Origin of the sequence: Pseudomonas sp. RIT357, assembly GCF_000632245.1 — a bacterium.
GTDB classification, from domain to species: domain Bacteria; phylum Pseudomonadota; class Gammaproteobacteria; order Pseudomonadales; family Pseudomonadaceae; genus Aquipseudomonas; species Aquipseudomonas sivasensis.
The window spans coordinates 384420-409741 of record NZ_JFYX01000045.1; the positions used below are offsets into that span (position 1 = coordinate 384420).

At 63.1% G+C, this 25322-nt stretch carries 22 protein-coding genes; 8 read left to right on the forward strand and 14 right to left on the reverse strand.

Going from position 1 to position 25322, the window contains the following annotated elements; genetic code table 11:
• Nucleotides 1–5 precede the first annotated feature (5 nt).
• The 12 genes from BW43_RS05950 to pedF form a co-directional block, all read right to left on the reverse strand.
• Nucleotides 6–1151, reverse strand: a complete 1146-nt coding sequence (locus tag BW43_RS05950) for an HlyD family secretion protein (RefSeq protein WP_032889950.1) — start codon at nt 1149–1151, stop codon at nt 6–8.
• The gene (locus BW43_RS05945) at nt 1148–2794 is read right to left on the reverse strand and encodes an MFS transporter (RefSeq protein WP_032889953.1); all 1647 of its coding nucleotides are present in this window, start codon (nt 2792–2794) and stop codon (nt 1148–1150) included. Before BW43_RS05945 ends, BW43_RS05950 begins: the two co-directional genes overlap by 4 nt.
• A gap of 180 nt (nt 2795–2974) precedes the next feature.
• Nucleotides 2975–4453: a DASS family sodium-coupled anion symporter gene (locus BW43_RS05940; RefSeq protein WP_032889954.1), complete on the reverse strand. Its 1479-nt coding sequence runs from the start codon at nt 4451–4453 to the stop codon at nt 2975–2977.
• 79 nt (nt 4454–4532) lie between these two features.
• Nucleotides 4533–5903: a hybrid sensor histidine kinase/response regulator gene (locus tag BW43_RS05935; RefSeq protein WP_032889957.1), complete on the reverse strand. Its 1371-nt coding sequence runs from the start codon at nt 5901–5903 to the stop codon at nt 4533–4535.
• Nucleotides 5887–7050 carry an alcohol dehydrogenase-like regulatory protein ErcA gene (ercA, locus tag BW43_RS05930; RefSeq protein ID WP_032889958.1) on the reverse strand — a complete coding sequence of 388 codons (1164 nt, stop codon included), beginning with the start codon at nt 7048–7050 and terminating at the stop codon, nt 5887–5889. The genes BW43_RS05935 and ercA overlap by 17 nt, the downstream gene beginning before the upstream one ends.
• 127 nt (nt 7051–7177) lie before the next feature.
• Nucleotides 7178–7249, reverse strand: coding sequence for a pyrroloquinoline quinone precursor peptide PqqA (gene pqqA, locus BW43_RS28560; protein WP_010209364.1), 72 nt, complete (start codon nt 7247–7249; stop codon nt 7178–7180).
• A gap of 240 nt (nt 7250–7489) precedes the next feature.
• Complete coding sequence (locus BW43_RS05925; protein WP_032889961.1) at nt 7490–9010, reverse strand: aldehyde dehydrogenase family protein; 1521 nt, start codon at nt 9008–9010, stop codon at nt 7490–7492.
• Nucleotides 9011–9131: 121 nt separating this feature from the next.
• On the reverse strand, nt 9132–10907 hold the full coding sequence (locus tag BW43_RS05920; RefSeq protein WP_032889964.1) for a PQQ-dependent methanol/ethanol family dehydrogenase: 1776 nt from the start codon (nt 10905–10907) through the stop codon (nt 9132–9134).
• A gap of 107 nt (nt 10908–11014) precedes the next feature.
• Nucleotides 11015–11944, reverse strand: a complete 930-nt coding sequence (locus tag BW43_RS05915) for a quinoprotein relay system zinc metallohydrolase 1 (RefSeq protein WP_032889965.1) — start codon at nt 11942–11944, stop codon at nt 11015–11017.
• Between the two features lie 16 nt (nt 11945–11960).
• A complete protein-coding gene (locus BW43_RS05910; protein ID WP_032889967.1) occupies nt 11961–12710 on the reverse strand; it encodes a quinoprotein dehydrogenase-associated SoxYZ-like carrier in 750 nt (249 codons plus the stop codon).
• 9 nt (nt 12711–12719) lie between these two features.
• The gene (locus BW43_RS05905) at nt 12720–13595 is read right to left on the reverse strand and encodes an ABC transporter substrate-binding protein (RefSeq protein ID WP_032889969.1); all 876 of its coding nucleotides are present in this window, start codon (nt 13593–13595) and stop codon (nt 12720–12722) included.
• A 3-nt stretch (nt 13596–13598) separates the two neighbouring features.
• The gene (gene pedF / locus BW43_RS05900) at nt 13599–14060 is read right to left on the reverse strand and encodes a cytochrome c-550 PedF (protein WP_032889971.1); all 462 of its coding nucleotides are present in this window, start codon (nt 14058–14060) and stop codon (nt 13599–13601) included.
• A gap of 255 nt (nt 14061–14315) precedes the next feature.
• Between pedF and exaA the strand changes: the two genes are divergently transcribed.
• Nucleotides 14316–16208, forward strand: coding sequence for a quinoprotein ethanol dehydrogenase (exaA, locus tag BW43_RS05895; protein WP_032889973.1), 1893 nt, complete (start codon nt 14316–14318; stop codon nt 16206–16208).
• Between the two features lie 730 nt (nt 16209–16938).
• Nucleotides 16939–17586 carry a pentapeptide repeat-containing protein gene (locus BW43_RS05890; RefSeq protein ID WP_032889975.1) on the forward strand — a complete coding sequence of 216 codons (648 nt, stop codon included), beginning with the start codon at nt 16939–16941 and terminating at the stop codon, nt 17584–17586.
• 140 nt (nt 17587–17726) lie between these two features.
• Here BW43_RS05890 and BW43_RS05885 read toward each other — a convergent pair whose 3' ends face one another.
• Nucleotides 17727–18353 (reverse strand): response regulator transcription factor, encoded by a 627-nt coding sequence (locus BW43_RS05885; RefSeq protein ID WP_032889977.1) that lies wholly within the window; start codon nt 18351–18353, stop codon nt 17727–17729.
• A complete protein-coding gene (locus tag BW43_RS05880; protein WP_032889979.1) occupies nt 18350–19612 on the reverse strand; it encodes a histidine kinase in 1263 nt (420 codons plus the stop codon). The genes BW43_RS05885 and BW43_RS05880 overlap by 4 nt, the downstream gene beginning before the upstream one ends.
• 152 nt (nt 19613–19764) lie before the next feature.
• On the opposite strand from BW43_RS05880, the gene BW43_RS05875 reads away from it, so the two are divergent.
• The 6 genes from BW43_RS05875 to BW43_RS05850 all read left to right on the forward strand — a co-directional run bounded on the left by BW43_RS05875 (nt 19765) and on the right by BW43_RS05850 (nt 24798).
• Complete coding sequence (locus tag BW43_RS05875; RefSeq protein ID WP_032889981.1) at nt 19765–20946, forward strand: ABC transporter substrate-binding protein; 1182 nt, start codon at nt 19765–19767, stop codon at nt 20944–20946.
• A 30-nt stretch (nt 20947–20976) separates the two neighbouring features.
• On the forward strand, nt 20977–21936 hold the full coding sequence (locus tag BW43_RS05870; protein ID WP_032889983.1) for a YVTN family beta-propeller repeat protein: 960 nt from the start codon (nt 20977–20979) through the stop codon (nt 21934–21936).
• The gene (locus BW43_RS05865) at nt 21933–22673 is read left to right on the forward strand and encodes an ABC transporter ATP-binding protein (protein WP_032889985.1); all 741 of its coding nucleotides are present in this window, start codon (nt 21933–21935) and stop codon (nt 22671–22673) included. Before BW43_RS05870 ends, BW43_RS05865 begins: the two co-directional genes overlap by 4 nt.
• The gene (locus tag BW43_RS05860) at nt 22670–23461 is read left to right on the forward strand and encodes an ABC transporter permease (protein ID WP_032889988.1); all 792 of its coding nucleotides are present in this window, start codon (nt 22670–22672) and stop codon (nt 23459–23461) included. Before BW43_RS05865 ends, BW43_RS05860 begins: the two co-directional genes overlap by 4 nt.
• 107 nt (nt 23462–23568) lie before the next feature.
• Nucleotides 23569–24117: a PQQ-dependent catabolism-associated CXXCW motif protein gene (locus tag BW43_RS05855; RefSeq protein ID WP_032889991.1), complete on the forward strand. Its 549-nt coding sequence runs from the start codon at nt 23569–23571 to the stop codon at nt 24115–24117.
• 15 nt (nt 24118–24132) lie between these two features.
• Nucleotides 24133–24798, forward strand: a complete 666-nt coding sequence (locus BW43_RS05850) for a response regulator transcription factor (RefSeq protein ID WP_032889994.1) — start codon at nt 24133–24135, stop codon at nt 24796–24798.
• The last annotated feature ends 524 nt before the right edge of the window (nt 24799–25322 follow it).

Sequence of the window (25322 nt, forward strand, 5' to 3'; positions counted from 1 at the left end):
TGATGTCAGGGTGGAGAGTTTTTCAGACGCCCAGCCGTATCGATACTCACGACAACCGACAACCCCGGCCGCAACCGTTCGCTCTCAGCCTGATCCGGGTCCACCGTAATCCTTACCGGCACGCGCTGGGCAATCTTCACAAAGTTGCCCGTCGCGTTGTCCGCCTGCAACAGGCTGAACTCCGAGCCGGTGGCCGGCGAAATATGCTGCACCGTGCCATGAAACTTGCGGTGGTTCAGCGCATCCACGGTAAAGGTCACCGGCTGGCCGACCTGCACATTGTCCATTTGGGTTTCTTTCATATTGGCAATCACCCACAGCTGCTTCGGCACCAGTGCCATCAGCTGCGCGCCAGAGTTGACGTAGGCACCGAGGCGCACGCCAATCTGCCCCAACTGACCGTCGCGGGGCGCGGTGATGCGGGTGTTGGACAGATCGATCCGCGCCAATTCCACCGCCGCATCGGCACTCGCCACCGCCGCTTCCAGGGAGCCGCGATTGACGATCACCGTCTGCAAATCCTGCCGCGCGATTTCCAGGCTGGCCTGGGCTTGGGCGACGGCGGCGACCGTCTGCGCATTGGCAGCACGGGTCACGTCCAGCTCGCGCTTGGACACCGAACCGTCGCTGATCAGCTCCTCGTTACGACGCAAATCCGCAGTGCTTTTACGCGCCTGTGCCTGGCTGTCTACCAGCGCAGCCTGGCGTAACTTGATGGTCGCTTCGGCGCTGTTGCGCTGCTGCACAACATTGGCCAGCGAGGCCTTCTGCACCGCCAGTTGCGCCAAGGCTTGGTCCAGGCGCTGCTTGTAGATGCGATCATCAAGGCGCACCAACAAGTCACCGGCCTTGACGTACTGGAAGTCCTGCACTGGCACCTCGAACACATAGCCGCTGAGCTGCGGGCCAATAATCGTCACTTGGCCACGTACCAGGGCGTTTTCAGTGGTTTCCACCGCGCTGCTGAAAGGCGGCAGTTGCCAGGCATACAGCACGATCAGTACCCCGACGATGGCAATCGCGGCGAAGCCCATGGACGAAAGGATGCGCACGCGCAATGAGCGCGGCTCGGTGACCGTGGCGCCGGGCGGCATGGTGCCTTCCGGGGTGGATGCAATGGCGGTGGTGGTGGTTGTCGAAGGTTCGGTCATGAAGGTGCGCCGCTGGGTTGAACGGGAGGGGCTGCTGCTTGGGTGGTACTCATCAGCCACAGACTGCGAATAAATATCCAGAGCATGGTCAGGATCGCGATGATCGCAATCAGCATGAACACATCGTTGTAAGCCATGACATTCGCTTCACGGGTGGCCGCCGTGGCCAAGCTGCGGATACCCATCAGGTTGCGCAGCTCGGGGTCGGCAATGACACCGCCATAGGCCGAGCCACCGCTGCTCACCCGCGCGGCCACACGCGGGTCGAGCAAGGTCAAGTGTTCGACGATCATGCTGGAATGAAACTTCTCCCGCACGACCTGGAACGTTCCCAGCAACGCAGCTCCAATCAGGCCGCCGAGGTTCTGGCAAATGCCGAACATCACCGAAAAACTCACCAGATTGCGCGGGTTCGTCAGCACGTTCTTGGTGCCCAACACCATGGTCGGTCCCAGGAAAAAAGTGCCGCCAAAGCCCAACAGGAACTGGCTGATATACAGGTTTTCGGGCCGGGTCAGGTTGCTGGAGAAACTGTCCATCACCGAGCCCGTGGCCATCAGCGCCAGGGAAATCACCAGCGGCATCAGCAGGTGAGCCGGGTTAATCGTCAGCGCACTGACCGCCAGCCCGCTGATCGCACCGGCCAGCATCACCACGTACAGCGTATGCATCTGCTGGTAGCTCATGTTCAGCATCTGCATGAACCCGACCGCACCGGTGGACTGCTCCGACAGCACCATGCGAATCAGGATCACCGCCAGTGCCAGGCGAATCATGGTGCCGCTGCCCAGCCAACGAGTCATCAACATCGGGTTGGCGCGGTTATGCTCAATGGCCAGGCCGGCCATGATCAACACCAGGGAACAGGCTGACGCGATACCGATCCACGGGGCTTCCAGCCACCAGTCAATGCGCCCCAGGGACAGCACCGCACAGAGCAACGCCACGCCGGTGGCGAGGATGCCGAAGGTCAGGAAGTCGAGTTTCTCAAAGGTCTTGAAGCGGTCACCCGGCGGCAACTTGAGCAAGAACACACACCCCAGGCAGATCAGCGCCATCCCCAATTCAAACAGGTACAAACCGCGCCACTCGGCGATTTGCAGCAAATCTTCGGAGAACAACCGCGCCAGCGGCAACGCCAACTGCGCCGTGCCCAACCCCAGCACCAGGGCTTTGAGTCGCCACTTAGCGGGGAACGCCTGGATCATGTAGTACAAGCCCAACGAACTCAGGGCCGCGCCCACCATCCCGTGGGCCGCCCGTACCGCGATGGCCGAACTGAGATCGTTAACGAACAAGTGGCCGAAGGTCACCAGCGCGTACAGCACCAGGAACACCTCGGTGAACACGCGCAGGCCGAACTGCTGGCGGAACTTCACCAGCAGCAGGTTCATGCACACATTGGTCATCACATAGGCGGCGGGCAGCCAGGCCATTTCCGCTGTGGTCGCGCCGAGGGCGCCTTGCAGGTATTGCAGGTTGGCGATGACCAGGGCATTTCCCAGGCCGCCAGTGATCGCGACCAGCACACCGACCAGCGCATACAGCCAACGCTTGTGCGTAGGGTGCCACGGCGTCGACGGCGAACCGGGCAGGCTCGGGCGCTCGTGGGGTTCCCAGGTGTGGGGGGTGTATTTATCCATTCGATGACCTAGATGACCCGACGGGTGAGGTCGGTAAAACCATTACTCAGAGTAGTAAACCTGAGCGGGGTTCATCTTGCCATCTTGGGCATGGAATTGATGCCTGGAGCGGGTACGGTCAAAAGTCGGAGGGGGCTTGCTCTCTTTGGATTGCATGCCCATCCAGAACCGCCTTCCCGATCAGATCCAACCCAACCAACTCCAGTAAGTCGCCGCAAACACCAACATCAGCCCATACCCGATCACCGTCACCAGAATCCCCACCTTGGCGAACTGCCGCGCCGTAAACGTCCCAGTCCCCAGGCACACCATATTCTGCGGCGCATTAATCGGCAGGATGAACCCGTAGCTCATCACAAACCCCAGCAGCATGGTCATCCCCAACCGGTTGAACTCCCCGGGCAAGGTCTGCAACACCGCAATCAGGATCGGCAACAGCGCCGAGGTCAGCGCCGTGGCGCTGGCAAAGCCCAGGTGGATCACAATCAAAAACGCTCCCAAAATCGCAAACACCCCCAACGGCCCGACCTGATCCAACCCGGTGTGCGCCACCACCTGGGAGCCCAGCCACTGCCCGGCTTGGGTCGTCAGCAACGCGGTGCCGAGGCTGATGCCCACGCCGAACACAATCACCGTGCCCCACGGAATACGCGACTGCACATCCTTCCAGGTCATCACCCCAATCCCCGGCAACAGCAGGAACACCAGCCCGGCGTAGGTGGTCGAGGTGGTGTCGAAAGGGTGCAGGCGCCCTTCCGTCGCCCACGCCAACAGCAACAGCACCGACACGGTGAGCAAGCGCTTCTGCGGGCCGGTCATCGGGCCGATGTCCACCAGGGACTGGGCCACGGCCTCTTTACCACCGGGGATGCTGTCGGTTTCCGGCGGCAGCAGCTTGATCACCAGGAACAGCAACACCGCCGACATGATCACCGCCCACGGCGCGCCGGCGATCAGCCAGTCGATCCACGACACGCGCTGGCCGAGCATCTTGTCCATAAAGCCCACGGTCAGCAGGTTTTGCGCGGCGGCGGTCTGGATGCCGACGTTCCAGATGCTGGTGCCCTGGGCCACCACGATCATCAGGCCGGCGGCAATATTGGAGCGCTTGTCCACGCCAAACGCGGCGACCACGCCCATCATGATCGGCACCACACAGGCACTGCGCGCGGTGGCACTGGGCACCACGAGGCTGAGCAGGATGGTCACCGCAATCGCCCCCAGCAGAATGCCGCGGGTGCTGGTGCCGACGCGGGTCAGGGTCACGAGGGCGATGCGCCGGTCGAGGCCGGTGTGGGTCATGGCCGCCGCAATGAACAACGCGCCCGCCACCAAGGCCAGTGCCGGGTTGGAAAAGCCGGTGAGCGCCATGCTGATGGCCGGGCTGGAGCCGATCAGGTGGGCGGGGTCTTGCAGCGACGGCGCCGTGCCCAGCAAAAATGCCATGAGCGAGGTGATCATGATCGCGCTGGCCTCATAAGACACCGCCTCGGTGATCCACACCACCACGGCAAACGCGAGGATCGCCAGCATGCGCTGCCCGGCCACCGGCAGATCGGCGGGCAGCGGCAACAGCAGCACGCCGACCATCGCCAGTACGCCGATCACCAGGCCCAGGGGCAACTTGAAGGATGCTGCGGTTGTTGCGGGGGCGTTCATGGCGGGCTCCGTCGTGCTCTAAATCAGGCAGGCAGCATGGGGCAAAGCGCCGCAACGGGTGTTGACGGGTATCAAGACCCTAGGTCAATAACTGGCTCAATACCGCCCGCAACTTGCCGGGCTTGAGCGGTTTGTTCAACAACGGCGCGTCCAGGCGGCGCAGCACACGACGGCATTGGTCGGTGCGGTCGGCGGTGATGATCACGGCCGGGATCTTTTGCGCGAAATGCTCGCGCAGATGCTTGACCACCGCAGCGCCCACCACGCCGTGGTCGAGGTGGTAGTCGGCGAGGATCAACTCCGGCGCCCTGCCCTGCAACGCCAGTAACGCGCCGGCCTGGTCGGTGGCGGTGACCACCTCACAGCCCCACTGCACCAGCAGCGCGCGCATGCTTTCGAGGATGCTCACCTCGTTATCGATCACCAGCAAACGCCGCCCCGGCAGCGGGTTGCCCGTGGTCGGCAGCACCGGCAGTTGGCTGATCGCCAGGGGCATCTCTTCGCTGATGGGCACCTCGATGCTGAACATCGAGCCACGCCCCGGCCACGAACGGACCGCCACCGGGTAGCCGAGGATCTCGGCGATACGCTCGACAATCGCCAGGCCCAGCCCCACGCCTTTGCGATCCGAGGCGCGGCCGACGTCGAGCTGGTTGAATTCGAGGAAGATCGCGTCGAGCCGGTCGGCCGCGATGCCGCGCCCGGTGTCCCACACCTCCAGGCGCAGGCGGTCACCACGGCGGCGCGCGCCGAGCAGAATGCAGCCCTCGTCGGTGTAGCGGCAGGCATTGCTGAGGAAGTTACGCAGGATCCGCGTCACCAGGCGCAAGTCGGTGCGAATCGCATAATGGCCGGTACGCGCACGCAGGTTCAGCCCGGCCGCCAGCGCCACCGATTGGAACTCCGAGACCAGCGGCGCAAACAGTTCATCCAGGCGATACAGCGCCACGTCGGGTTTGACCGCCGCCTGGTCGAGCCGCGAAATATCCAGCAAATCGGTGAGTAAATCTTCCGCGCCTTCCAGCGCCTGGTGAGTACGTTCCACCAGTACCTGCTCGACGCTGGGCAAGTTGCGTTCACGCAGGGTGGAGATCAGCAGCCGCGCCGCGTTCAGCGGTTGCAGCAGGTCATGGCTCGCGGCGGCGAGGTATTTGTCCTTGCTGCGGTTGGCAGCCTCCGCGGCGTCGCGCGCATCGCGCAACTCCTGCTCGACCTGCTCACGCTGGGCGATCTGCTGTTGCAGGTTGCGATTGGCTTCCAGCAGTTCGTCGGTGCGCGCGGCCACGCGCTGTTCCAGCTCATCGTTGAGACGGATATAGCGGTTGCGCTCCGCCTCCAGCTCGTCGAGGCGCGCGGTGAGTTCCGGGTAGTGACTCTTGCGTGCCGAGTGATTACCCAGGCCCAGCAGCCCGGCCAGTGCTTGTTGCTGGTCGTCAGAGCGCTTCGCCATAAACAACCTCGACGTCACGCTGGCTGGACTCACGAGGGTTGGTGAGGATGCAGGGGTCGTCCATCGCATGCTCGGACAGGAACGGAATATCCGCCACGCGCACCCCATGCAGACCCAGGGTTTCGTGGAAGCCAATTGCATGTTTGAGCGCGATCAGGTGGTCGACCAATCGTCCGCAGATCTGTCGATGGTTGAGGCCACGGCAGTCAATGCCAAAGGTCTCGGCAATCACCTTGAAGCGCTCCGGCGCCGAGTTGTAGTTGAACGCCACCACATGCTCCACCAGCACCGCGTTGCACAAACCGTGGGGCAAATCGAGAAAGCCGCCGAGGCTGTGGGACATGGCATGCACGGCGCCGAGGATCGCGTTGGAAAACGCCAGGCCCGCCTGCATGCTGCCGAGCATGATTTTCTCGCGCAGGGCAATGTCCGTGGGGTTGGCGATCATCTGCACCAGGTTGCCGTTGATCAGGCGCATGGCTTCCAGCGCATGGGGGTCGGTCAGTGGGCCGTGGCCGGTGGACACGAACGCCTCGATGGCATGCACCAGCGCGTCGATGCCGGTACAGGCGGACAGGAACGGGTCCATGCTCGCCGTGGTTTCCGGGTCGATCAGCGACACATCCGGCACCACCGCCTTGCTGACGATGGAAAACTTCATGCGCTCCTGCTGGTTGGAAATGATCACGAACTGCGAGACATCCGCCGACGTACCGGCGGTGGTGGGGATCAGGATCAACGGCGGGCTGGGCACACGAATGGTGTCCACGCCCTCGAACTCAAGAATGCTACGCCCATGGGCGACCACAATGCCGATGGCCTTGCCGCAATCCATCGGACTGCCGCCGCCGATGGCCACGATCACGTCGCAATGGTTTTCCCGATACACCTCGGCGCCGAGCATTACTTCTTCGACGCGCGGGTTGGGCGACACAGCGCTGTACAGGCAGTAGTCGATACCGATGGCTTGCAGGCTGGCTTCCACATCCGCCACCCAACCGGCAGCGATCACACCGGGGTCGCTGACGACCAGCACCTTGCGCGCACCAAAGGTCTTGGCATAGTTACCGACGTTGTGCCGGCAGCCGGCACCGAAGATGATTTCAGGCGAGACGAATTTACGCAGGAGGCTCAGATTGGGGCTCATTGGAAAGCCTGTTCTTATTATTTTTGGGAGATGCGCTTCACACTAACCCATTCGCAGGCGAATGCAATCAGACCAAAGGGTCATTCCCAATACGGCACCGGCCAGCGCGAGGCTGGCCGGAGATGGATCAACGGCTGGCGAAGTACATGGTCACTTCGAAGCCGATACGCAGGTCGGTGAAGGCGGGTTTGGTCCACATGGGGAGAGTCCTCTTGTTGTGCCGGAAGATTCCGGTAGAGGCATTAATGCATGGGGGGATGGGGGTGCGAATGCTACTTTCGAAGGAGTGAGTGCACTGCATTAGTCGCGAATGTACAGGGAGCAAAATGTGGGAGGGGGCTTGCTCCCGATAGCAATGTGTCAGCCACATCACTGTTGACTGACCCACCGCCATCGGGAGCAAGCCCCCTCCCACAGGGAACCGCGTTGCATCAGAGGGTTAGAAGAAACCCAATGGATTGATGTCGTAGCTCACCAGCAAATTCTTGGTCTGCTGGTAGTGATCGAGCATCATCTTGTGGTTCTCACGCCCCACGCCCGACTTCTTGTAGCCGCCAAACGCCGCATGCGCCGGGTACAGGTGATAACAGTTGGTCCACACGCGGCCAGCCTTGATCGCCCGGCCCATGCGGTAGGCGCGGTTGATGTCGCGGGTCCACAGCCCGGCGCCGAGGCCGAATTCGCTGTCGTTGGCAATGGCCAGGGCCTCGGCTTCGTCTTTGAAGGTGGTGATACCCACCACCGGGCCGAAGATTTCTTCCTGGAACACGCGCATCTTGTTGTGGCCCTTGAGCAGGGTCGGCTGGATGTAATAACCGCTGGACAGGTCGCCTTCCAGGCGCTCGGCCGCGCCGCCGGTGAGCAGCTCGGCGCCCTCTTCCTGGGCGATCTTGAGGTAGGAGAGGATCTTGTCGTATTGCTGCTCGGACGCCTGGGCGCCGACCATGGTCTCGGTATCCAACGGGTTGCCGCGCTTGATCTTGACGATCTTCTTCATCACCACTTTCATGAAGTCGTCGTAGATCGACTCCTGCACCAGCGCCCGCGACGGGCAGGTGCACACTTCGCCCTGGTTGAAGAACGCCAACACCAGGCCTTCGGCGGCTTTTTCGATGAATTGCGGCTCGGCCTGCATGATGTCTTCGAAGAAGATGTTCGGCGACTTGCCGCCCAGTTCCACGGTGGACGGAATGAGGTTCTCGGCGGCCGCATGCATGATGTGCGCACCGATTGGGGTCGAGCCGGTAAAGGCAATCTTGGCGATGCGCTTGCTGGTGGCCAGTGCCTCCCCGGCTTCGCGGCCAAAGCCCTGCACGATATTCAGCACGCCCGGTGGCAGCAGGTCATTGATCAGCTCGGCAAACACCATGATCGACAGCGGTGTCTGCTCGGCCGGCTTGAGCACGATGCAGTTACCGGCAGCGAGGGCCGGGGCGAGTTTCCAGGCGGCCATCAGCAGCGGGAAGTTCCACGGAATGATCTGCCCGACCACGCCCAATGGCTCATGGAAGTGATAGGCCGCGGTGTGTTCGTTGATCTCGGCGGCGCCGCCTTCCTGGGCGCGGATGCAGCCGGCGAAGTAGCGGAAGTGGTCGGCGGCCAGGGGCACGTCAGCGTTGAGGGTTTCGCGCACGGCCTTGCCGTTGTCCCAGCTTTCGGTCACGGCCAGTACTTCGAGATTCTGCTCGATACGGTCGGCGATTTTCAGCAGCACCAGGGAGCGATCCTGGGGCGACGTCTTGCCCCAGGCGTCGGCGGCGGCATGGGCGGCGTCGAGGGCTTTGTCGATATCGGCAGCGTTGGAGCGCGGGAATTCGGCGATCGCTTCACCGGTCACTGGCGAGGTGTTGGTGAAATACTCACCGCTCAGCGGGGCGACGAACTCTCCGCCGATGTAATTTCCGTAGCGCTGCTTGAAGCTGACGATAGCGCCAGGGGTGCCAGGTTGTGCGTAGATCATGTTAAAGCCTCTGTCTGGGTCCGGGCCTGTCGGTCAACAGGCGATGACCCGATAGTAAAGAGCCCCCGTTGCCGGGCGAATGCGCCGTTGGCAGGGGGGCACTTGTCATTTGGTCGTAGATTCAGTGTTTGGCGACCAGCTCTTTGGGCAGCTTGAAGGTCCAGAGCATGCCGCCCTGGTTGAAGTCCTTGATGCGCTTGGCCACCTCACCGCCCCACAACGGCACCGCGCCGCCCCAGCCGGAGAGCACCGAGACGTACTGTTCGCCGTCCATTTCCCAGGTCACAGGCGAACCGAGCACGCCGGAGCCGGTCTGGAATTCCCAGACCTTCTCGCCAGTCTTGGCGTTGAATGCTTGCAGGAAACCTTCCGGCGTACCGGTGAACACCAGGTTGCCCTTGGTGGTCAGCACCCCGCCCCACAGCGGCGCGAAGTTCTTGTGGCGCCAGACTTCCTTACCCGTCTTAGGATCGATGGCGCGCAGTACGCCGATGTAGTCTTCGTTCAACGGCTTGATAGTGAAGCCCGCGCCGAGGAACGCCGCGCCTTTCTTGTAGGCGATACCTTCGTTCCAGATGTCCATGCCCCACTCGTTGGACGGCACGTAGAACAGCCCGGTGTCACGGTTGTAGGCCATCGGCATCCAGTTCTTCGCACCGAGGAACGCCGGTGCGACAAACACCGAAGTGCCCTTGGTTTCGCTGCCCGGCGCACCTGGGCGGCTGGCTTCGTTGTAGATCGGACGACCGTCCTTATCCAGACCCGTGGCCCAGGTGATCTTGTCGACAAACGGGAAGCCACGGATGAACTTGCCGTTGGTGCGATCGAGCACGTAGAAGAAGCCGTTGCGGTCGGCGGTGGCCGCCGCTTTGATTTCCTTGCCACCTTCGGTGTAGTTGAAGGAGACCAGCTCGTTGACGCCGTCATAGTCCCAACCGTCGTGGGGCGTGCTCTGGAAGTGCCACTTGATGGTGCCGTCGTCCGGGTTCAGCGCCAGGCGCGAGGACGAGTAAAGGTTGTCGCCAGGGCGCAGGTGCGAGTTCCACGGCGCCGGGTTGCCGGTGCCGAACAGCAGCAGGTTGGTTTCCGGGTCGTAATAGCCGCCCAGCCACGGTGCCGCGCCGCCGGTTTTCCACAAATCCCCCGGCCAGGTCTTGCCCGCCTCGCCGCCGGAGATGCCGTTTTCCACAGCCTTGCCGTCTTTGTAGACATAACCCATATGGCCTTCGACCGTCGGGCGGCTCCACAGCAGCTCGCCGTTTTTCGGGTCATAGGCCTGGATCTTGCCGACCACGCCGAATTCGCCACCGGCCACGCCGGTGATCAGCTTGCCGTTGACCACCAGGGGCGCGGCGCTGATCGAGTAGCCTTCCTTGTGATCGGCGACCTGCTTGCTCCACACCACTTTGCCGGTGTCTTTGTTCAGCGCCACCAGCTTGGCGTCGAGGGTGCCGAAGAACACCAGGTCGCCGTACAGCGCCACGCCACGGTTGATCACGTCACAGCACGGGCGGATGTCATCGGGCAGACGCGCATCGTACTGCCAGAGCTTCTTGCCGGTGCGCGCATCCACCGCGAACACCCGCGAGTAGGAACCGGTGAGGTACATCACCCCGTCCTTGATCATCGGCTGCGCCTGTTGCCCACGCTGCTTTTCGCCGCCAAAGGAAAACGCCCAGACCGGGCGCAGTTCCTTGACGTTGTCGACGTTCAGGGTGTCGAGGGGGCTGTAGCGCTGGCCCTGCACGCCCAGGCCGTTGGTGACGATCTGCCCGGGGTTTTTCGGGTCCTGGAGGATGTCCTCATCGGTGACCGAGGCCATGGCCTGGCCGGATAACAGGATGGCACCGAGCAACACACTCAAGGCGAAGGGTTGGCGACGTGCGGGTTGGGTCATGACGGCTACCTCTGCGGTTTTTTGTTATACCCGGGAAATTTTCCCGGTCTGGTGCAGATTCTTGGGCGCAGGGGCCATTGTCACAATTGACCGCAGTATCGAGTTTGCTAGTTCCTTAGTAGCGGTTGCATCTGCTCGCGCTCGTAACGCGGGTACAGGTGGCTGACGCTGCGGATCAGTTCATAGCGGCTCAAGCTGATCGCGGCGAAGCGTTCGGGGATGGGGCTGCGGATCATCTCGGCCATGTCGTTGCCCTTGGCAGCGCCGTCACGCAGCAGTTGATCGAGCCAGGTCAGGTAGTCGCGCATTTGCGTGAAGGGTTGCGCGTCGCTGGCCACCGGGCCATGGCCGGGCACGATCAGGGTCCAGGGCAAGGCTTGCAGGGTGCCGAGGTCGGCCAGCCACACCGCCAGCCCCGGGCTGTTGGGGGTGGTGAGCGCGCGTTGGTAAAACACCAGGTCGCCGGCGAACAGCACGCCGGTGCTCTGGTCGAAGATCGCCAGGTCGGCGCCGGTGTGGCCGGTGAGCGCGAGCAGGCGCAAGTCGTGACGGCCGACGCTCAGCACACCGGGTTCCAGCACCTGAGTGGGCAACACCACTTCAGTGCCGCGCATCCAGTCGCCGACCATGCGGTAGAGGTTTTCCGCCATGCCGTCGCCCTGCTCATGCAGCAGCCGCGTGGTCTCGGCCAGGGCGCCGATGGGCACGTCCTTGAAGGCCTGGTTGCCCAGCGCATGGTCGGGGTGATGATGGGTAATCAGCACCTGGATCACCGGCTTGGGGGTGACGCGGGCGATGGCCTCGCGCATCGCTTCGCCGTAGCGCCGCGACGGCCCGGTGTCGATCACCACCACGCCGGCCTCGGTGACGATGAAGGCGGTGTTGACGATATTGCCGCCATTGGCCTTGGCAAAATTGTCAGTGCTGCCTTCGAGTAGCCAGGTGTCGTCGGCGATCAGCCGGGGCTTGAGGGCGTAGTCGAGATCTGCCAGGGCGGGCAAGCTCAGGCCCAGGCACAACAATAGAATCCAGCGCATGCCGCGCTCCTTCTGGTCAGGGGATGGCCGCGTCGAACTCGTTGCCGCTGTTGTCACGCAGCACCAGTCGGGTGGGCCCCGGCGCGTCGATGTCGAAGGCCAGGTTGGGGTTCTCGCTGACCGCCGGGAACAGCTCAAGATCAGCCAGCACCTGGCCGTCCTGGCCGCGCAGTTGCGCATGGTTGATAAAAAACTCGGGGATGCCGCTGACCATGCCGTTGTCCATCGGGTGCGCCACCTGCACACGCACGCGGCTGAACTCACCACGCGGGTAACGGCCGCCGAGCACTTCGCCGATGTGCTCTTCCCAACCGGGCTGGGTGCGTACCACGCTGGGCGCGGTGCAGCCGCCACCTGCCGCGTCGATCAGGGTCGAGCCCACATGCCACAGGCCGTCATCGGTGAGCACCGCTGCACGCAACGGCGTGGCCTGTTCGATACGAATCCGCAGCGACAGCCACGGCAGCACGCCGGCCTTGGGCTGGAAGTCGACGATTTTCGGCAATGGGTTGAGCTCGGCCCAGGCGAGGATTTTCACCACATGGCCGTTGAAGGCGCGGGCGTCGATTTCCAGCGGCACCTGGCGCGCATCTTCGGCGAACGGCGGCGCGAGCAGCTTGACTCGGTCGTCGAACACGAACGGCGCCTGCGCCAGGAACTGCTTGTGATAGAAGTCCCACATCACCGACGGCACCGGGTCGATCTCCACGGCGTGAGCCGCCAGCGGCAGCCAGCACGCCAGGATGCAGCTCAGTCGCCAGTTCATCGCCTGCTCCTATTGATACATCTCGGGGACTTCGTACTGCAGGCCGTAACGGGCATAGATGGCTTGCACCGCGCCGTCGCGGATCAGGCCTTCCAGCGCCTCTTCCACCGCGTAGGCCAGCTGGCGATTGCTCTCGTGCACCGCCATGCCGATCTCCCAGCGTTGCTTGCCCATGTTCGGGTAGGCGTTTTCGGCGAGGGCCAGTTGCGGGTCGTGGGCTTCATGCACCTGCCAATCGACTTCGCCGCGCATCGCCATCACCGCATCGACCTCACCGGCTTTCATCGCCGCAAATGCCTGGGGGACGTCGGGGTAGTGATGGGTCTTGGCGGCAAGCATGCCGTTGAACACCGAGGTGAGGTAGAACGACGGCACGCTGTCGACTTCGACGCCAATCGGGTGCTGCTCGAACACCGCCACGCTGGCGACCGTGTCCAGGCGCCGACGGTCATAGGCCACCTGCCATTGTTCGTTCTGGTACGGCCCGAACATCACCACATGGCCGTTTTCCAGTTCGCCCTGGTCGTTGCGCTTTTGTGCGTAATCGCGATCGTAGGGCGCGCGCATCATCAGGTCGGCCAGTTGCTGGTTGTGCAACTGGCTGCCGCGCCAGATGTAGTCGCGCAGGTCGTCATCGAGCTTCTCGCCGGCCGGCGCCCAGATCAACTTGAGCTTTACCCCCAGCGCCGTGGCCAGGGCCTGGGCCAGTTCCACATCGACCCCCCGCGCGTTGGCGCCGTCTTCGAAACTGTAGGGGGCGAAGTCCTTGTACACCGCCACCTTGATTTCGCCGTCAGCGATCATCTGGTCATAGCTGCGCACCTGCGCCTGTGCCGGCTGGCAACACAGCAGGGCCAGGCCAAGCACATAAGCGAACAGGCGCATGGCTTACTCCTCGACGTGCACGCTGTCCAGGTAGGTGCGCACCGCCCACAAGGCTTCCTGGCTCAGGTAGTCGGCCATTTTGGGCATGTACACGCGGCCGTCACGCACCGCGCCATGGCGCACACGCTCGACGAACCACTCATCACCGGCTTCGCCCACATCGAGCATGCGCAGGTCGGGGGCGATACCACCGGACTTGGCTTCCAGGCCGTGGCAAGCGGCGCAGTTCTGGTTGTAGGCGGACGAACCAATCTCCACGGCCCGGTCGTGTTCAGGCGAGGTGCGGTACGGATTGACCGCCGCCCAGCCGTCTTCGTTGACCGGCACGCCGGCGTCCTTGATAGAAGTCAGGCCCTTGGTTTCCACCGCTTGTGGGACCACGTTGCCATGGGCCCAAACAGAGCCGGCGCCGAATACACCCACCAACAGGCCAGCCACGAGCCAGGCATTGTGTTTTGTTGTCATTATTTTTGCCCTCAGGATTGCACGCAAAACCTCATTGCAGAGGCTATGGCAACCATCTTAGAAACCCCGGGGCATGGGCCGTATGCTGCTTTGGTGGCCGCCCTCTCCTCCCTTGGTAGTAGGGCTTGTGGGGCACACCTAAAACAGCGGCGGTCCGGGAAGTCTTCCCGGCCACAGCGGGACTTTTTCCGTATCCGCCCGGCGCCCCGGCGTTCCACCCTGTGCAGGCCAAAACCTCCACTGGGAACTGCAACCATGACAATAAGATCGCTACCCGCCCGCTCACCTTTAAGCCTTGCCGTGCAAGCCTTTATGCTGGTGGGCAGCCTGTCCCTCAGTGCTGCAACCTTCGCAGCCGCCGAGCCTGCCAAATCGACACGCAACGTCACCTGGGAAGACATTGCCAACGACCACCTGACCACCAAGGACGTGCTGCAATACGGCATGGGCACCAACGCCCAGCGCTGGAGCCCGCTGGCCCAGGTCAACGACAAGAACGTGTTCAAACTCACCCCGGCCTGGTCCTATTCCTTTGGCGACGAGAAACAGCGCGGCCAGGAGTCCCAGGCCATCGTCAGCGACGGCGTGGTGTACGTCACCGGTTCCTACTCCCGCGTGTTCGCCCTGGATGCAAAGACCGGCAAGCGCCTGTGGACCTACAACCACCGCCTGCCCGACAACATTCGCCCGTGCTGTGACGTGGTCAACCGCGGCGCGGCGATCTTCGGCGACAAGATCTACTTCGGCACCCTCGACGCGCGCCTGATCGCCCTCGACAAAAACACCGGCAAAGTGGTGTGGAACAAGAAATTCGGCGACCACGCCGCCGGCTACACCATGACCGGCGCCCCGGTGCTGATCAAAGACAAGGTCAGCGGCAAGGTGCTGCTGATCCACGGCAGCTCCGGCGATGAATTCGGCGTGGTCGGCCAGCTGTTTGCCCGCGACCCCGACACCGGTGAAGAAGTGTGGATGCGCCCGTTCGTGGAAGGCCATATGGGCCGCCTCAACGGCAAGGACAGCACCACCACCGGCGACGTCAAGGCCCCTTCGTGGCCGGATGACCCCACCACCGAAACCGGCAAGGTCGAGGCCTGGAGCCACGGTGGCGGCGCGCCTTGGCAGAGCGCAAGCTTCGATGCCGAGACCAACACGATCATCGTCGGCGCCGGCAACCCTGGCCCTTGGAACACCTGGGCGCGCACCGCCAAGGACGGCAACCCCCACGACTTCGACAGCCTCTACACCTCGGGCCAGGTTGGCGTCGACCCGAGCACCGGCGAAGTGAAATGGTTCTACCAGCACACCCCGAACGATGCCTGGGACTTCTCCGGCAACAACGAACTGGTGCTGTTCGACTACAAGGACAAGGACGGCAAAGTGGTCAAGGCCACCGGCCACGCCGACCGCAACGGCTTCTTCTACGTGGTGGACCGCAACAACGGCAAGCTGCAGAACGCCTTCCCGTTTGTCGACAACATCACCTGGGCCAGTCATATCGACCTGAAGACCGGGCGCCCGGTGGAGAACGAAGGCCAGCGTCCGGCCAAGCCATTGCCGGGTGAAACCAAAGGCAAGCCGGTGGAAGTTTCGCCGCCGTTCCTGGGTGGCAAGAACTGGAACCCCATGGCCTACAGCCAGGACACCGGCCTGTTCTACATTCCGGGCAACCAGTGGAAAGAGGAATACTGGACCGAAGAGGTCAACTACAAGAAGGGCTCGGCCTACCTGGGCATGGGTTTCCGCATCAAGCGCATGTATGACGACCACGTCGGCACCCTGCGCGCGATGAACCCGACTACCGGCAAGGTGGTGTGGGAGCACAAGGAAGCCTTGCCACTGTGGGCCGGCGTGTTGGCCACCAAGGGCAACCTGGTGTTTACCGGCACCGGCGACGGTTTCTTCAAGGCCTTCGACGCCAAAACCGGCAAGGAGCTGTGGAAGTTCCAGACCGGCAGCGGCATCGTCTCGCCGCCGATCACTTGGGAACAGGATGGCGAACAGTACATCGGCGTGACCGTCGGCTACGGCGGCGCGGTGCCGTTGTGGGGCGGCGACATGGCCGAACTGACCAAACCGGTGGCGCAAGGCGGGTCCTTCTGGGTGTTCAAGATCCCGAGCTGGGATAACAAAACGGCCCAGAAGTAACCCTTCAGGAAATGCCGGGCCGCGTTTTTTTGTGGTGAGCGGGCTTGCCCCGCGCTCGGCTGCGCAGCAGTCGTAGAACCTGAGCGCACGCAGGTGCTGGAGGAATGCCAGGGCCGCTTCGCAGCCCAGCGCGGGGCAAGCCCGCTCACCACAACAATCCCGCTCACCACAGTATCTCCAGAGGTCTCGCAATGAACTACCTGCCCTTGCTACTCCTGTTATCCCTACCCCTGGCCCACGCCGACGATGGCGACGACGCCCAGAAGTAACCCGTCAGAAAATGCCGGGCCGCGTTTTTTCGTGGTGAGCGGGCTTGCCCCGCGCTCGGCTGCGCAGCAGTCGGAGAACCTGAGCGTACGCAGGTGCTGGAGGAATGCCAGGGCCGCTTCGCAGCCCAGCGCGGGGCAAGCCCGCTCACCACAACAAGCCCGCTCACCACAGGATCTCCAGAGGTCTCGCAATGAACTACCTGCCCTTGTTACTCCTGTTGTCCCTTACCCCTGGCCCACGCCGACGATGGCGACGACGCCCAGAAGTAACCCGTCAGAAAATGCCGGGCCGCGTTTTTTTGTGGTGAGCGGGCTTGCCCCGCGTTCGGCTGCGCAGCAGTCGTAGAACCTGAGCGCACGCAGGTGCTGGAGGAATGCCAGGGCCGCTTCGCAGCCCAGCGCGGGACAAGCCCGCTCACCACAACAAGCCCACTCACCACAGGATCTCCAGAGGTCTCGCAATGAACTACCTGCCCTTGCTACTCCTGTTATCCCTACCCCTGGCCCACGCCGACGATGGCGACGACGCCCCGTTGATCATCAACGGCTGCACCATCGCCGAACACAGCCAATGCCCCGGCGCCAACCTCAAGGGCGCCAACCTTCGAAATCAGAACCTGAGCAAAATGAACCTGGCCGGTGCCGACCTGCGCGATGCAGATCTGCGCCATGCCAACCTCGACCTGGCCAACCTGGAAAAGGCCCAGCTGCAAGGCGCCAACCTGACCCGCGCCAGCCTGCAACAAAGCAACCTGCGCCTGGCGGACTTTAGCGGCGCCACGCTGATGGCGATCCAGGGTTGGGGCCTGTTCGCCCAAGGCGCGCAGTTCGAAAACGCCAACCTCAGTGCGGCCTACCTGCAATTTGCACGGCTGTCAGGGGCCAAAATGCACAAGGCCAACCTGCGTGCGGCCGACTTGGAGATGACCTGGCTGAGCAAGGCCGACTTGCAAGGTGCCGACCTCAGCGATGCCAATCTGCAAGAAGCCAAGTTCGGCGAGAGCAACCTTGAAAACGCCACGCTGACTGGTGCGCGGCAACATTATGGGAATTTTCAGGATGCCAATATGGAGGGCTGCCAGGATTGCCCAACGACCTGGGATCGCTGAAACGACGCCATTGAAATGTGGGAGGGGGCTTGCTCCCGATAGCGGTGTGTCAGTGACAGATGAGCTGACTGATACACCGCTATCGGGAGCAAGTCGAATCGTCGCACCGCCCCTCCCACAGTGGGTTTGTGCACACCCAATTATCCAACCACCCGCACCACCCCCATGTCGATTCCCAGGTGCACCAGCTCGGCATGGGAGCTCACCTGCAGTTTGCTCTTGAGCAAGGTCAGGTGATTGGACACGGTCTTGCTGCTGATATTCAGCTGGTCGGCAATCGCTCGGGTGGGCGTGCCTTTGGCCAGCATCAGGAAGATTTCCAGTTCGCGCGGGGTCATGCCCTGCAAGCGTTGATCACTGGGGGTGTAGGCCAGTTCGGTGGCCAGGGCCTGTTCGATATAGGCGTGGCCGTCGAGGATGCGCCGCACGGCTTCAATCAACACCTCGGGCGCCGAGCTTTTGGTCAGGTAACCGGAGGCTCCGGCGTCCAACGCCTGGCGCACCAGCGGCAGCTCGTCGTGCATGCTGAAAAACAGCACGCGCAATTGTGGCAAGCGCTGGCGCAGGCGGCGCGTGGTTTCCAGGCCGCTGATGCCTGGCAGGCCGAAGTCCATGATCACCAGGTGCGGCACCGCCTCCTGAACCCGGCTCAGGGCCTCTTCACCACTGGCCGCTTCGCGTACTTCGACCGCTGGCAGCAGCGCGCGCAGCAGGCTGGCATAGCCTTGGCGCACCACGGCGTGGTCATCCACCAACAGAATATTCATGAGGCCTCCAACGGCATGTTCAACGCCAGCGCCCAACCGCCGCAGGGGTGGCTGATGATCTTTAATTCGCCGCCCAGGCAGCGGGCGCGTTCGGCCATCGAATACAGGCCCACGCCGGGCCGCTGGGGCGTGACTGCACCGCGACCGTTATCACGCACCCACAGGCGCAGACGTGAACCGCGGTGTTGCAGGCGCACGCGCACCTGGCTGGCATCGGCATGCCGCAGGATGTTGGTCAGCGCTTCCTGGAGCAGGCGGTACAGGTGAGTTTTGTTGGCGCCGGACAACGCCGGCAGGTCGGCACTGACCTGCAATTGGCAGGGAATCCCATGGCTGGCCTGCCACTGCGTTACCAGCATCGAGAACGCCTCGCCCATCGGCAAGTGTTGCAACGCCACCGGGTAGAGGTCGTGGACCAGGGCGCGGAAACCTTGCTGCAAGTGCTCGCAATGATCTTCCAGCAGCCCCACCGTACGGGTCAGCACGTGCGGCTGATCGGCGACCAGCCGCAACAGGCAGGCCTGGGCGCGAATGCCGGCCAGGTATTGGCCGAGGTCATCGTGCAGGGTCTGCGCCAGGTGGGTGCGTTCCTGCTCCTGCACCGCCAGCAGGGTCTGGGTGAGCCGGGTGTTATCGGTGCGCGCCTGCTCCAGGGCGTCGGTCATGCGGTTGAAGTGCAGCGCCAGTTGCCGCGCTTCCGGCGCGCCTTCACCGCGCAGACGCACATTGAGCTGGCCGGCGCACACCTGTTGCAGGGCGCGCAGCAATTCATCGAGCACGCCCATGCCCCGCCGCACGGCCCAGCGGATAGTCAACAGACTCAGGGCCAACGCCAGGGCGCACAGGCCCAACAGTTGTTGCAAGGAATCCCAGACTTCGTCGATTTCATCCCGTGGGTCGACGGCGATGGACACGCGCCGACCGTCCGGCAAGTCCAGCACCTGGGCACTGCGTCGCGCCTCGACGAACAGCAGGCGCCCAAGCCAGGCGTCCAGCCCGTCCGAGGCCGGCGCTTGCGCGGTGTCGCCGCTCGCCAGCCAGTGCACGCGTACATGACGCAAACTCGCGGTGAGGTGGGGTTGCAGGCTGGCCGGGTCGCGCTCGGCGGTTTCGCTCAGGTAGTGCACCACCGCTTCGGCCGATTGCAACTCGCGCTCCACATCGGCCAGGGCTTGGTGCAGCAACAGCGCGGTGCAGGCGCAGGTCACCAGGGCGAAGAAGCCGCAGACCCATAGATTGATGCGCCACAACGCCGACATAGCCAACTCCCGAACAACACACTGAAGCGTCATGCTAAGACCGCTTCACGCGCTGCGAGCTACTACCTTGGTACTGCCCCAGCGCTACTTTCTGCATATTTGCAGCGACCTTAAGGCTTTCTATGCTGGCGCTTCCTGTCATGGAGTGCCTTATGCGCCAGCTCGCCCCTTACGCCGTGATCTATCTGCTGGCGATTGCTTGCGCAGCCGGGGTGGCCACCGCCAGCCAGGCCGCCGAGCCCTTGCAGGTGCAGATCGGCTACTTGGGTTATCGGCCCGATCCGGGCCCGCTGCTGTCGAATGTAATTCCCGAGCCCATCGATGCCGGGCAGCGCGGCGCCGAACTGGCGATCATCGACAGCAACAGCACCGGCGCCTTTCTCAACCAGCGCTACAGCCTGACGACCGCCACGGTTGATACGCCGGACGCCCTGCTCGCCGCGGCCCAGGCCCAGCATGCCCAGGGCCTGCGTTTGTTCGTGGTCAACGCCCCCGCCGCGAGCCTTCGCCAACTCAGCGCCGCGTTGCCTGACAGCCTGCTGTTCAATGCCGGCAGCCCGGATGACAGCCTGCGCAGCACCGACTGCCTGGGCAACGTGCTGCATACGCTGCCCAGCCGGGCGATGCTCGCCGATGCGCTGGCGCAGTTCCTGGTCGTCCGTAAATGGCAGAAAGCGTTGTTGATCGTCGGCCCCACCGAGGATGACCAAGCCTACGCCGCCGCCCTGCGCCGCGCCGCCAAACGCTTCGGCGTGCGTCTGGTGGCGGAGAAAGCCTGGCGCTTCGATAACGACCAACGCCGCAGCGCCCAGGCGGATATGCCGCTGTTCACCCAAACCGCCGAATACGACGTGGTGCTGGTGGCCGACGAGCGCGGCGACTTCGGCGAGTACGTGCCCTACCAGACCTGGTACCCGCGCCCCGTCGCCGGCACCCAGGGCCTGACGCCCACCGGTTGGCACAAGACCGTCGAGACCTACGGCGCCGCCCAATTGCAGAAACGCTTCGAGGCCCTGGCCGGGCGCTGGATGAACGACCGCGACTTCGCCGCCTGGATGGCCGTGCGCAGCGTCGCCAGTGCAGTGAGCAAGTTGCGCCAGGTCGAGCCCATGGCGATCCGCGATCTGGAAATCAGCGAGCAACTGCCCCTGGATGGCTTCAAGGGCCGCAAGCTCAGTTACCGCGCCTGGAACGGCCAATTGCGCCAACCGATTCCCATCGTGCAACCCCGCGCGTTGGTCAGCACATCGCCCCAGGAAGGCTTCCTGCACCCCACTAACGAAATGGACAGCCTGGGCTATGACAAACCCGAGGTGACCTGCCGCTTCCCTTGATCACCTACCCACAATAATAAGGAATCCGCCATGCGCCGCACCCTGCTCTCATGCGCCCTGCTGCTTGCCGCCGGGCACGCCGTGGCCAGTACCGCCTGGGTCTCCAACGAAAAAGACAACAGCCTGAGCCTGATCGACATGCAGACCCTGCAAGTCACCGACACCCTCAAAGTCGGCCAGCGTCCGCGAGGCTTGCTGCTGTCCCATGACAATAAGCTGCTGTACATCTGCGCAAGCGACTCGGACCGCGTGCAGGTGATGGACGTGGCCACGCGCAAGATCATCAAGGAACTGCCCTCCGGCAAAGACCCCGAGCAGTTCGCCCTGCACCCCAATAACCGCTGGCTGTACGTGTCCAACGAAGACGATGCGCTGGTCACCGTGATCGACACCGAGACCTCCAAGGTGCTCGGCCAGATCAACGTCGGCGTCGAACCCGAAGGCATGGCCGTCAGCCCGGACGGCAAGTGGGCGGTGAACACCAGCGAAACCACCAACATGCTGCACTGGATCGACACCAGCACCCAGACCCTGGCCGACAGCACCCTGGTGGACCAGCGCCCGCGCTTCGTCGAGTTCAACCACGATGGCTCGCAGCTGTGGGCCTCGGCGGAAATCGGCGGCACCGTGACCATCCTCGACGTGGCCAGCCGCGCGATCCTCAAGACCCTAACCTTCAAGATCAAGGGCGTGCACCCGGACAAAGTCCAGCCGGTCGGCATCAAGCTCAGCGCCGACGGCAAATACGGTTTTGTCGCCCTCGGCCCGGCGAACCATGTGGCGGTGATTGATGCCAAGACCTTTGAGATTCTCGACTATCTGTTGGTGGGCCGCCGCGTGTGGCAGATGGCATTTACCCCGGACGAGAAACAGTTGCTCGCCACCAACGGCGTGAGCGGTGATGTGTCGGTGATCGACGTGGACAGCCTGAAGGTGGTCAAGTCGGTGAAAGTCGGGCGTTACCCGTGGGGTGTGGTGGTGACGCCATGAACGCCCTGGAGGTGCGCGACGTGAGCTTCGCCTATGGCGCACGGCAGGCCTTGTGCGAGGTGAGTTTCAGCCTGGCGCCAGGGCGTTTTGCGGCATTGCTGGGGCCCAATGGCGCCGGCAAATCCACCTTGATCGCCCTGCTCACGCGGCTGTATGACCTGCAAAGCGGCGACATTCGCGTGGGCGGTCATTCCCTGCGCGATGCGCCGCGCGCCGCCCTTAAGCAATTGGGCGTGGTATTCCAACAAAGCACCCTGGACCTGGACTTGAGCGTTGAGCAGAACCTGCGCTACCACGCCGCGCTGCACGGTTTGTCGCGGCGCCAGACAGACCTGCGCGTAGCCGCCGAACTGGCACGCCAGGCCCTCACCGAACGGCGCCGCGAAAAAGTCCGCGAGCTCAACGGCGGGCACCGGCGCCGCGTAGAAATCTCCCGCGCCCTGCTGCACGAACCGCGCGTGCTGTTGCTCGACGAAGCCAGCGTCGGCCTCGACCCGGCCAGCCGCCTGGCGCTGAACCAGCATGTGCGCAGCCTGTGCGCCGAGCACGGCATCAGCGTGCTGTGGACCACCCACCTACTCGATGAAGTACAGGCCGACGATGCGTTGATGATCCTGCATCAGGGCCGCCTGGTGGCCAGCGGGCAAGTTGATGAGCTGATACAGCAACAAGGCGGCGACCTGGGCAGTGTGTTCGCCCGATTGACCCGCCCCACTGTGACGGGAGCCGCCGCATGAACGCTTACTGGCAATGCCTGCGCGGCATCGTGCTGCGTGAGTGGCTGCGTTTTGTGTTGCAGCGCACGCGCTTTCTCAGCGCCCTCGTGCGCCCGTTGCTGTGGCTGGTGGTGTTCGCCGCCGGGTTCCGTGCCGCGTTAGGCATCTCGGTGATCGAGCCCTACGACACCTACATCCCCTACGAGGTCTACATCATTCCGGGACTGGCCTGCATGATCCTGCTGTTCAACGGCATGCAGGGCTCGTTGTCGATGGTCTACGACCGCGAGATGGGCAGCATGCGCGTGTTACTGACCAGCCCGTTGCCGCGCACGTTTTTGCTGTGCAGCAAACTGTTGGCCACGGCACTGATCTCGCTGTTACAGGTATACGGATTCCTGGCGATTGCCTGGGTCTACGGCGTGCAACCGCCAGCCATGGGCCTGTTGATCGCCCTGCCGGCGTTGCTGCTGGTGGCGTTGATGCTCAGTGCATTGGGCCTTCTGCTGTCGAACGCGATTCGCCAATTGGAGAACTTTGCCGGGGTGATGAATTTCGTGATTTTCCCGCTGTTTTTCCTGTCGTCGGCGTTGTACCCGCTGTGGAAAATGCGCGACTCCAGCGAATGGCTGTACTGGCTGTGCGCGGTCAACCCGTTTACCCACGCCGTGGAACTGGTGCGCTTTGCCCTGTATGAACGCTTCGCCGGCCTGGCCCTGGCGGTGTGCCTGGGGTTGACCCTGTTGTTCACGCTGCTGGCGGTGCTGACCTTCAATCCCCAGCATGCCGCACTGCGCAAAAAAGGCTGAAGCCGATAAAACTACTACTTTGGTACTGGTTTTCCTGTCTATCGTCGCATTCCCAAGGGCTCGGGACTCACGTGTAATGCGCGCATAACGATAAGGATTGCCCTGCCATGCTGCACGCCCGACTGCCTCTGTTGGCACTGCTGTGCCTGTTCGTCGCCCACGTCCAGGCCGACACCCCACTGTTTTCCGCCGACGGCTACCGCATCAGCCTGTACCGCAGCCCCACGCCCGACCACCTGCCTGGCGCCACGATTGTCGACACCGCGGCCCTGCAAACCCTGCTCGGCCAAAGCCCGGCGCCGGTGCTGATCGATGTGTACCGCCGCCAATGGCTGCAAGGCCGCTTCATCGAAGACCAGCCCCACGCCAACCTGCCCGGCAGCCACTGGCTGGCCAATACCGGCGACGGCGACCTCACGCCGGAGTGGCAAAGCTATTTCGTGCGCCACCTGTATGCCTACAGCGGCGGCGACCTCACGCGACCGTTGGTCTTCTATTGCCGCTCCGATTGCTGGCTGAGTTGGAACGCGGTAAAACGTGCCGCCAACCTCGGCTATACCTCTGTGTACTGGTATCGCGACGGTCTGGATGCCTGGGAGGCGGCGAAGCTGCCGGTGACGGTCGCCCAACCCGAGCCATTTCAAACATCACAATAAGAAAGGTGAACGGCCATGTACAAAATCCTGATTGCCGACGATCACCCACTGTTTCGCGAAGCGATCCATAACGTCATCAGCGACGGTTTTCCCGGCAGCGAAGTGATGGAAACCGCCGACCTCGACAGCGCCCTGGCGCTGACCCAGGAACACGACGACCTCGACCTGATCCTGCTGGACCTGAACATGCCCGGCATGCACGGCCTCAATGGCCTGATCAACCTGCGCAACGAGGCGCCGACCATTCCGGTGGTGATCGTCTCGGCCGAGCAGGACAAACAGATCGTGCTGCAAGCCATCACCTATGGCGCCGTGGGTTTTATCACCAAGTCCTCGCCACGCCTGCAAATGACCGAGGCGATCCAGCAGATTCTCAACGGCAACGTGTACCTGCCGCCGGACATCATCCGCACCCAGAAGCCCGGCACCCACCGGCGCCTCAACGAAAACCCCGGCTTCGCCCCCGAACTGCTGCAAGCCCTGACACGCAAGCAATTGCTGGTGCTGGAGCGGATGACCAAGGGCGAGTCGAACAAGCAGATCGCCTACACCCTGGAGATTGCCGAAACCACGGTTAAGGCCCACGTGTCGGCGATCCTGCGCAAGTTGAACGTGCACAACCGGGTGCAGGCAATCCTCAGTGCCGGGGATATCGATTTCGGCTCGTACCTGCGCCGCTGACCCGCCTGACACAACAGTGGTAAATGTGGGAGGGGGCTTGCTCCCGATAGCGGTGGATCAGTCGGCATCTACTTGACTAAAACACCGCCATCGGGGGCAAGCCCCCTCCCACATTGGTTCTCCGTTTGTCAGGGCCGACCGAGCAGGTGGCTCGTGGCAGTCTTGAGCTTTATTGGCCGTACCAGAGCCGCCAATCCTCCAGACACAACACCGGTCAAATGTGGGAGGGGGCTTGCTCCCGATAGCGGTGGGTCAGTCGGCATCTACTTGACTGAAACACCGCCATCGGGGGCAAGCCCCCTCCCACACTTGATCTCCGTTTGTCAGGGCCGACCGAGCAGGTGGCTCGTGGCGGTCTTGAGCTTCATTGGCCGTACCAGAGCCGCCAATCTTCCAGACACAACACCGGTCAAATGTGGGAGGGGGCTTGCTCCCGATAGCGGTGGGTCAGTCGGCTTCTACTTGGCTGAAACACCGCCATCGGGGGCAAGCCCCCTCCCACACTTGATCTACGTTTGTCAGGG

What these genes read in the sequence shown, in the direction of transcription:
- BW43_RS05855 (WP_032889991.1), top strand. Translation starts at nt 23,569, where the DNA reads ATGCTGCACGCCCGACTGCCTCTGTTGGCACTGCTGTGCCTGTTCGTC.
- BW43_RS05890 (WP_032889975.1), top strand. Translation starts at nt 16,939, where the DNA reads ATGAACTACCTGCCCTTGCTACTCCTGTTATCCCTACCCCTGGCCCAC.
- BW43_RS05860 (WP_032889988.1), top strand. Translation starts at nt 22,670, where the DNA reads ATGAACGCTTACTGGCAATGCCTGCGCGGCATCGTGCTGCGTGAGTGG.
- BW43_RS05905 (WP_032889969.1), bottom strand. Translation starts at nt 13,595, where the DNA reads ATGCGCCTGTTCGCTTATGTGCTTGGCCTGGCCCTGCTGTGTTGCCAG.
- BW43_RS05940 (WP_032889954.1), bottom strand. Translation starts at nt 4,453, where the DNA reads ATGAACGCCCCCGCAACAACCGCAGCATCCTTCAAGTTGCCCCTGGGC.
- BW43_RS05925 (WP_032889961.1), bottom strand. Translation starts at nt 9,010, where the DNA reads ATGATCTACGCACAACCTGGCACCCCTGGCGCTATCGTCAGCTTCAAG.
- BW43_RS05880 (WP_032889979.1), bottom strand. Translation starts at nt 19,612, where the DNA reads ATGTCGGCGTTGTGGCGCATCAATCTATGGGTCTGCGGCTTCTTCGCC.
- BW43_RS05875 (WP_032889981.1), top strand. Translation starts at nt 19,765, where the DNA reads ATGCGCCAGCTCGCCCCTTACGCCGTGATCTATCTGCTGGCGATTGCT.
- BW43_RS05950 (WP_032889950.1), bottom strand. Translation starts at nt 1,151, where the DNA reads ATGACCGAACCTTCGACAACCACCACCACCGCCATTGCATCCACCCCG.
- BW43_RS05935 (WP_032889957.1), bottom strand. Translation starts at nt 5,903, where the DNA reads ATGGCGAAGCGCTCTGACGACCAGCAACAAGCACTGGCCGGGCTGCTG.
- exaA (WP_032889973.1), top strand. Translation starts at nt 14,316, where the DNA reads ATGACAATAAGATCGCTACCCGCCCGCTCACCTTTAAGCCTTGCCGTG.
- BW43_RS05915 (WP_032889965.1), bottom strand. Translation starts at nt 11,944, where the DNA reads ATGCGCTGGATTCTATTGTTGTGCCTGGGCCTGAGCTTGCCCGCCCTG.
- BW43_RS05910 (WP_032889967.1), bottom strand. Translation starts at nt 12,710, where the DNA reads ATGAACTGGCGACTGAGCTGCATCCTGGCGTGCTGGCTGCCGCTGGCG.
- pedF (WP_032889971.1), bottom strand. Translation starts at nt 14,060, where the DNA reads ATGACAACAAAACACAATGCCTGGCTCGTGGCTGGCCTGTTGGTGGGT.
- BW43_RS05885 (WP_032889977.1), bottom strand. Translation starts at nt 18,353, where the DNA reads ATGAATATTCTGTTGGTGGATGACCACGCCGTGGTGCGCCAAGGCTAT.
- BW43_RS05920 (WP_032889964.1), bottom strand. Translation starts at nt 10,907, where the DNA reads ATGACCCAACCCGCACGTCGCCAACCCTTCGCCTTGAGTGTGTTGCTC.
- BW43_RS05870 (WP_032889983.1), top strand. Translation starts at nt 20,977, where the DNA reads ATGCGCCGCACCCTGCTCTCATGCGCCCTGCTGCTTGCCGCCGGGCAC.
- BW43_RS05850 (WP_032889994.1), top strand. Translation starts at nt 24,133, where the DNA reads ATGTACAAAATCCTGATTGCCGACGATCACCCACTGTTTCGCGAAGCG.
- ercA (WP_032889958.1), bottom strand. Translation starts at nt 7,050, where the DNA reads ATGAGCCCCAATCTGAGCCTCCTGCGTAAATTCGTCTCGCCTGAAATC.
- BW43_RS05865 (WP_032889985.1), top strand. Translation starts at nt 21,933, where the DNA reads ATGAACGCCCTGGAGGTGCGCGACGTGAGCTTCGCCTATGGCGCACGG.
- BW43_RS05945 (WP_032889953.1), bottom strand. Translation starts at nt 2,794, where the DNA reads ATGGATAAATACACCCCCCACACCTGGGAACCCCACGAGCGCCCGAGC.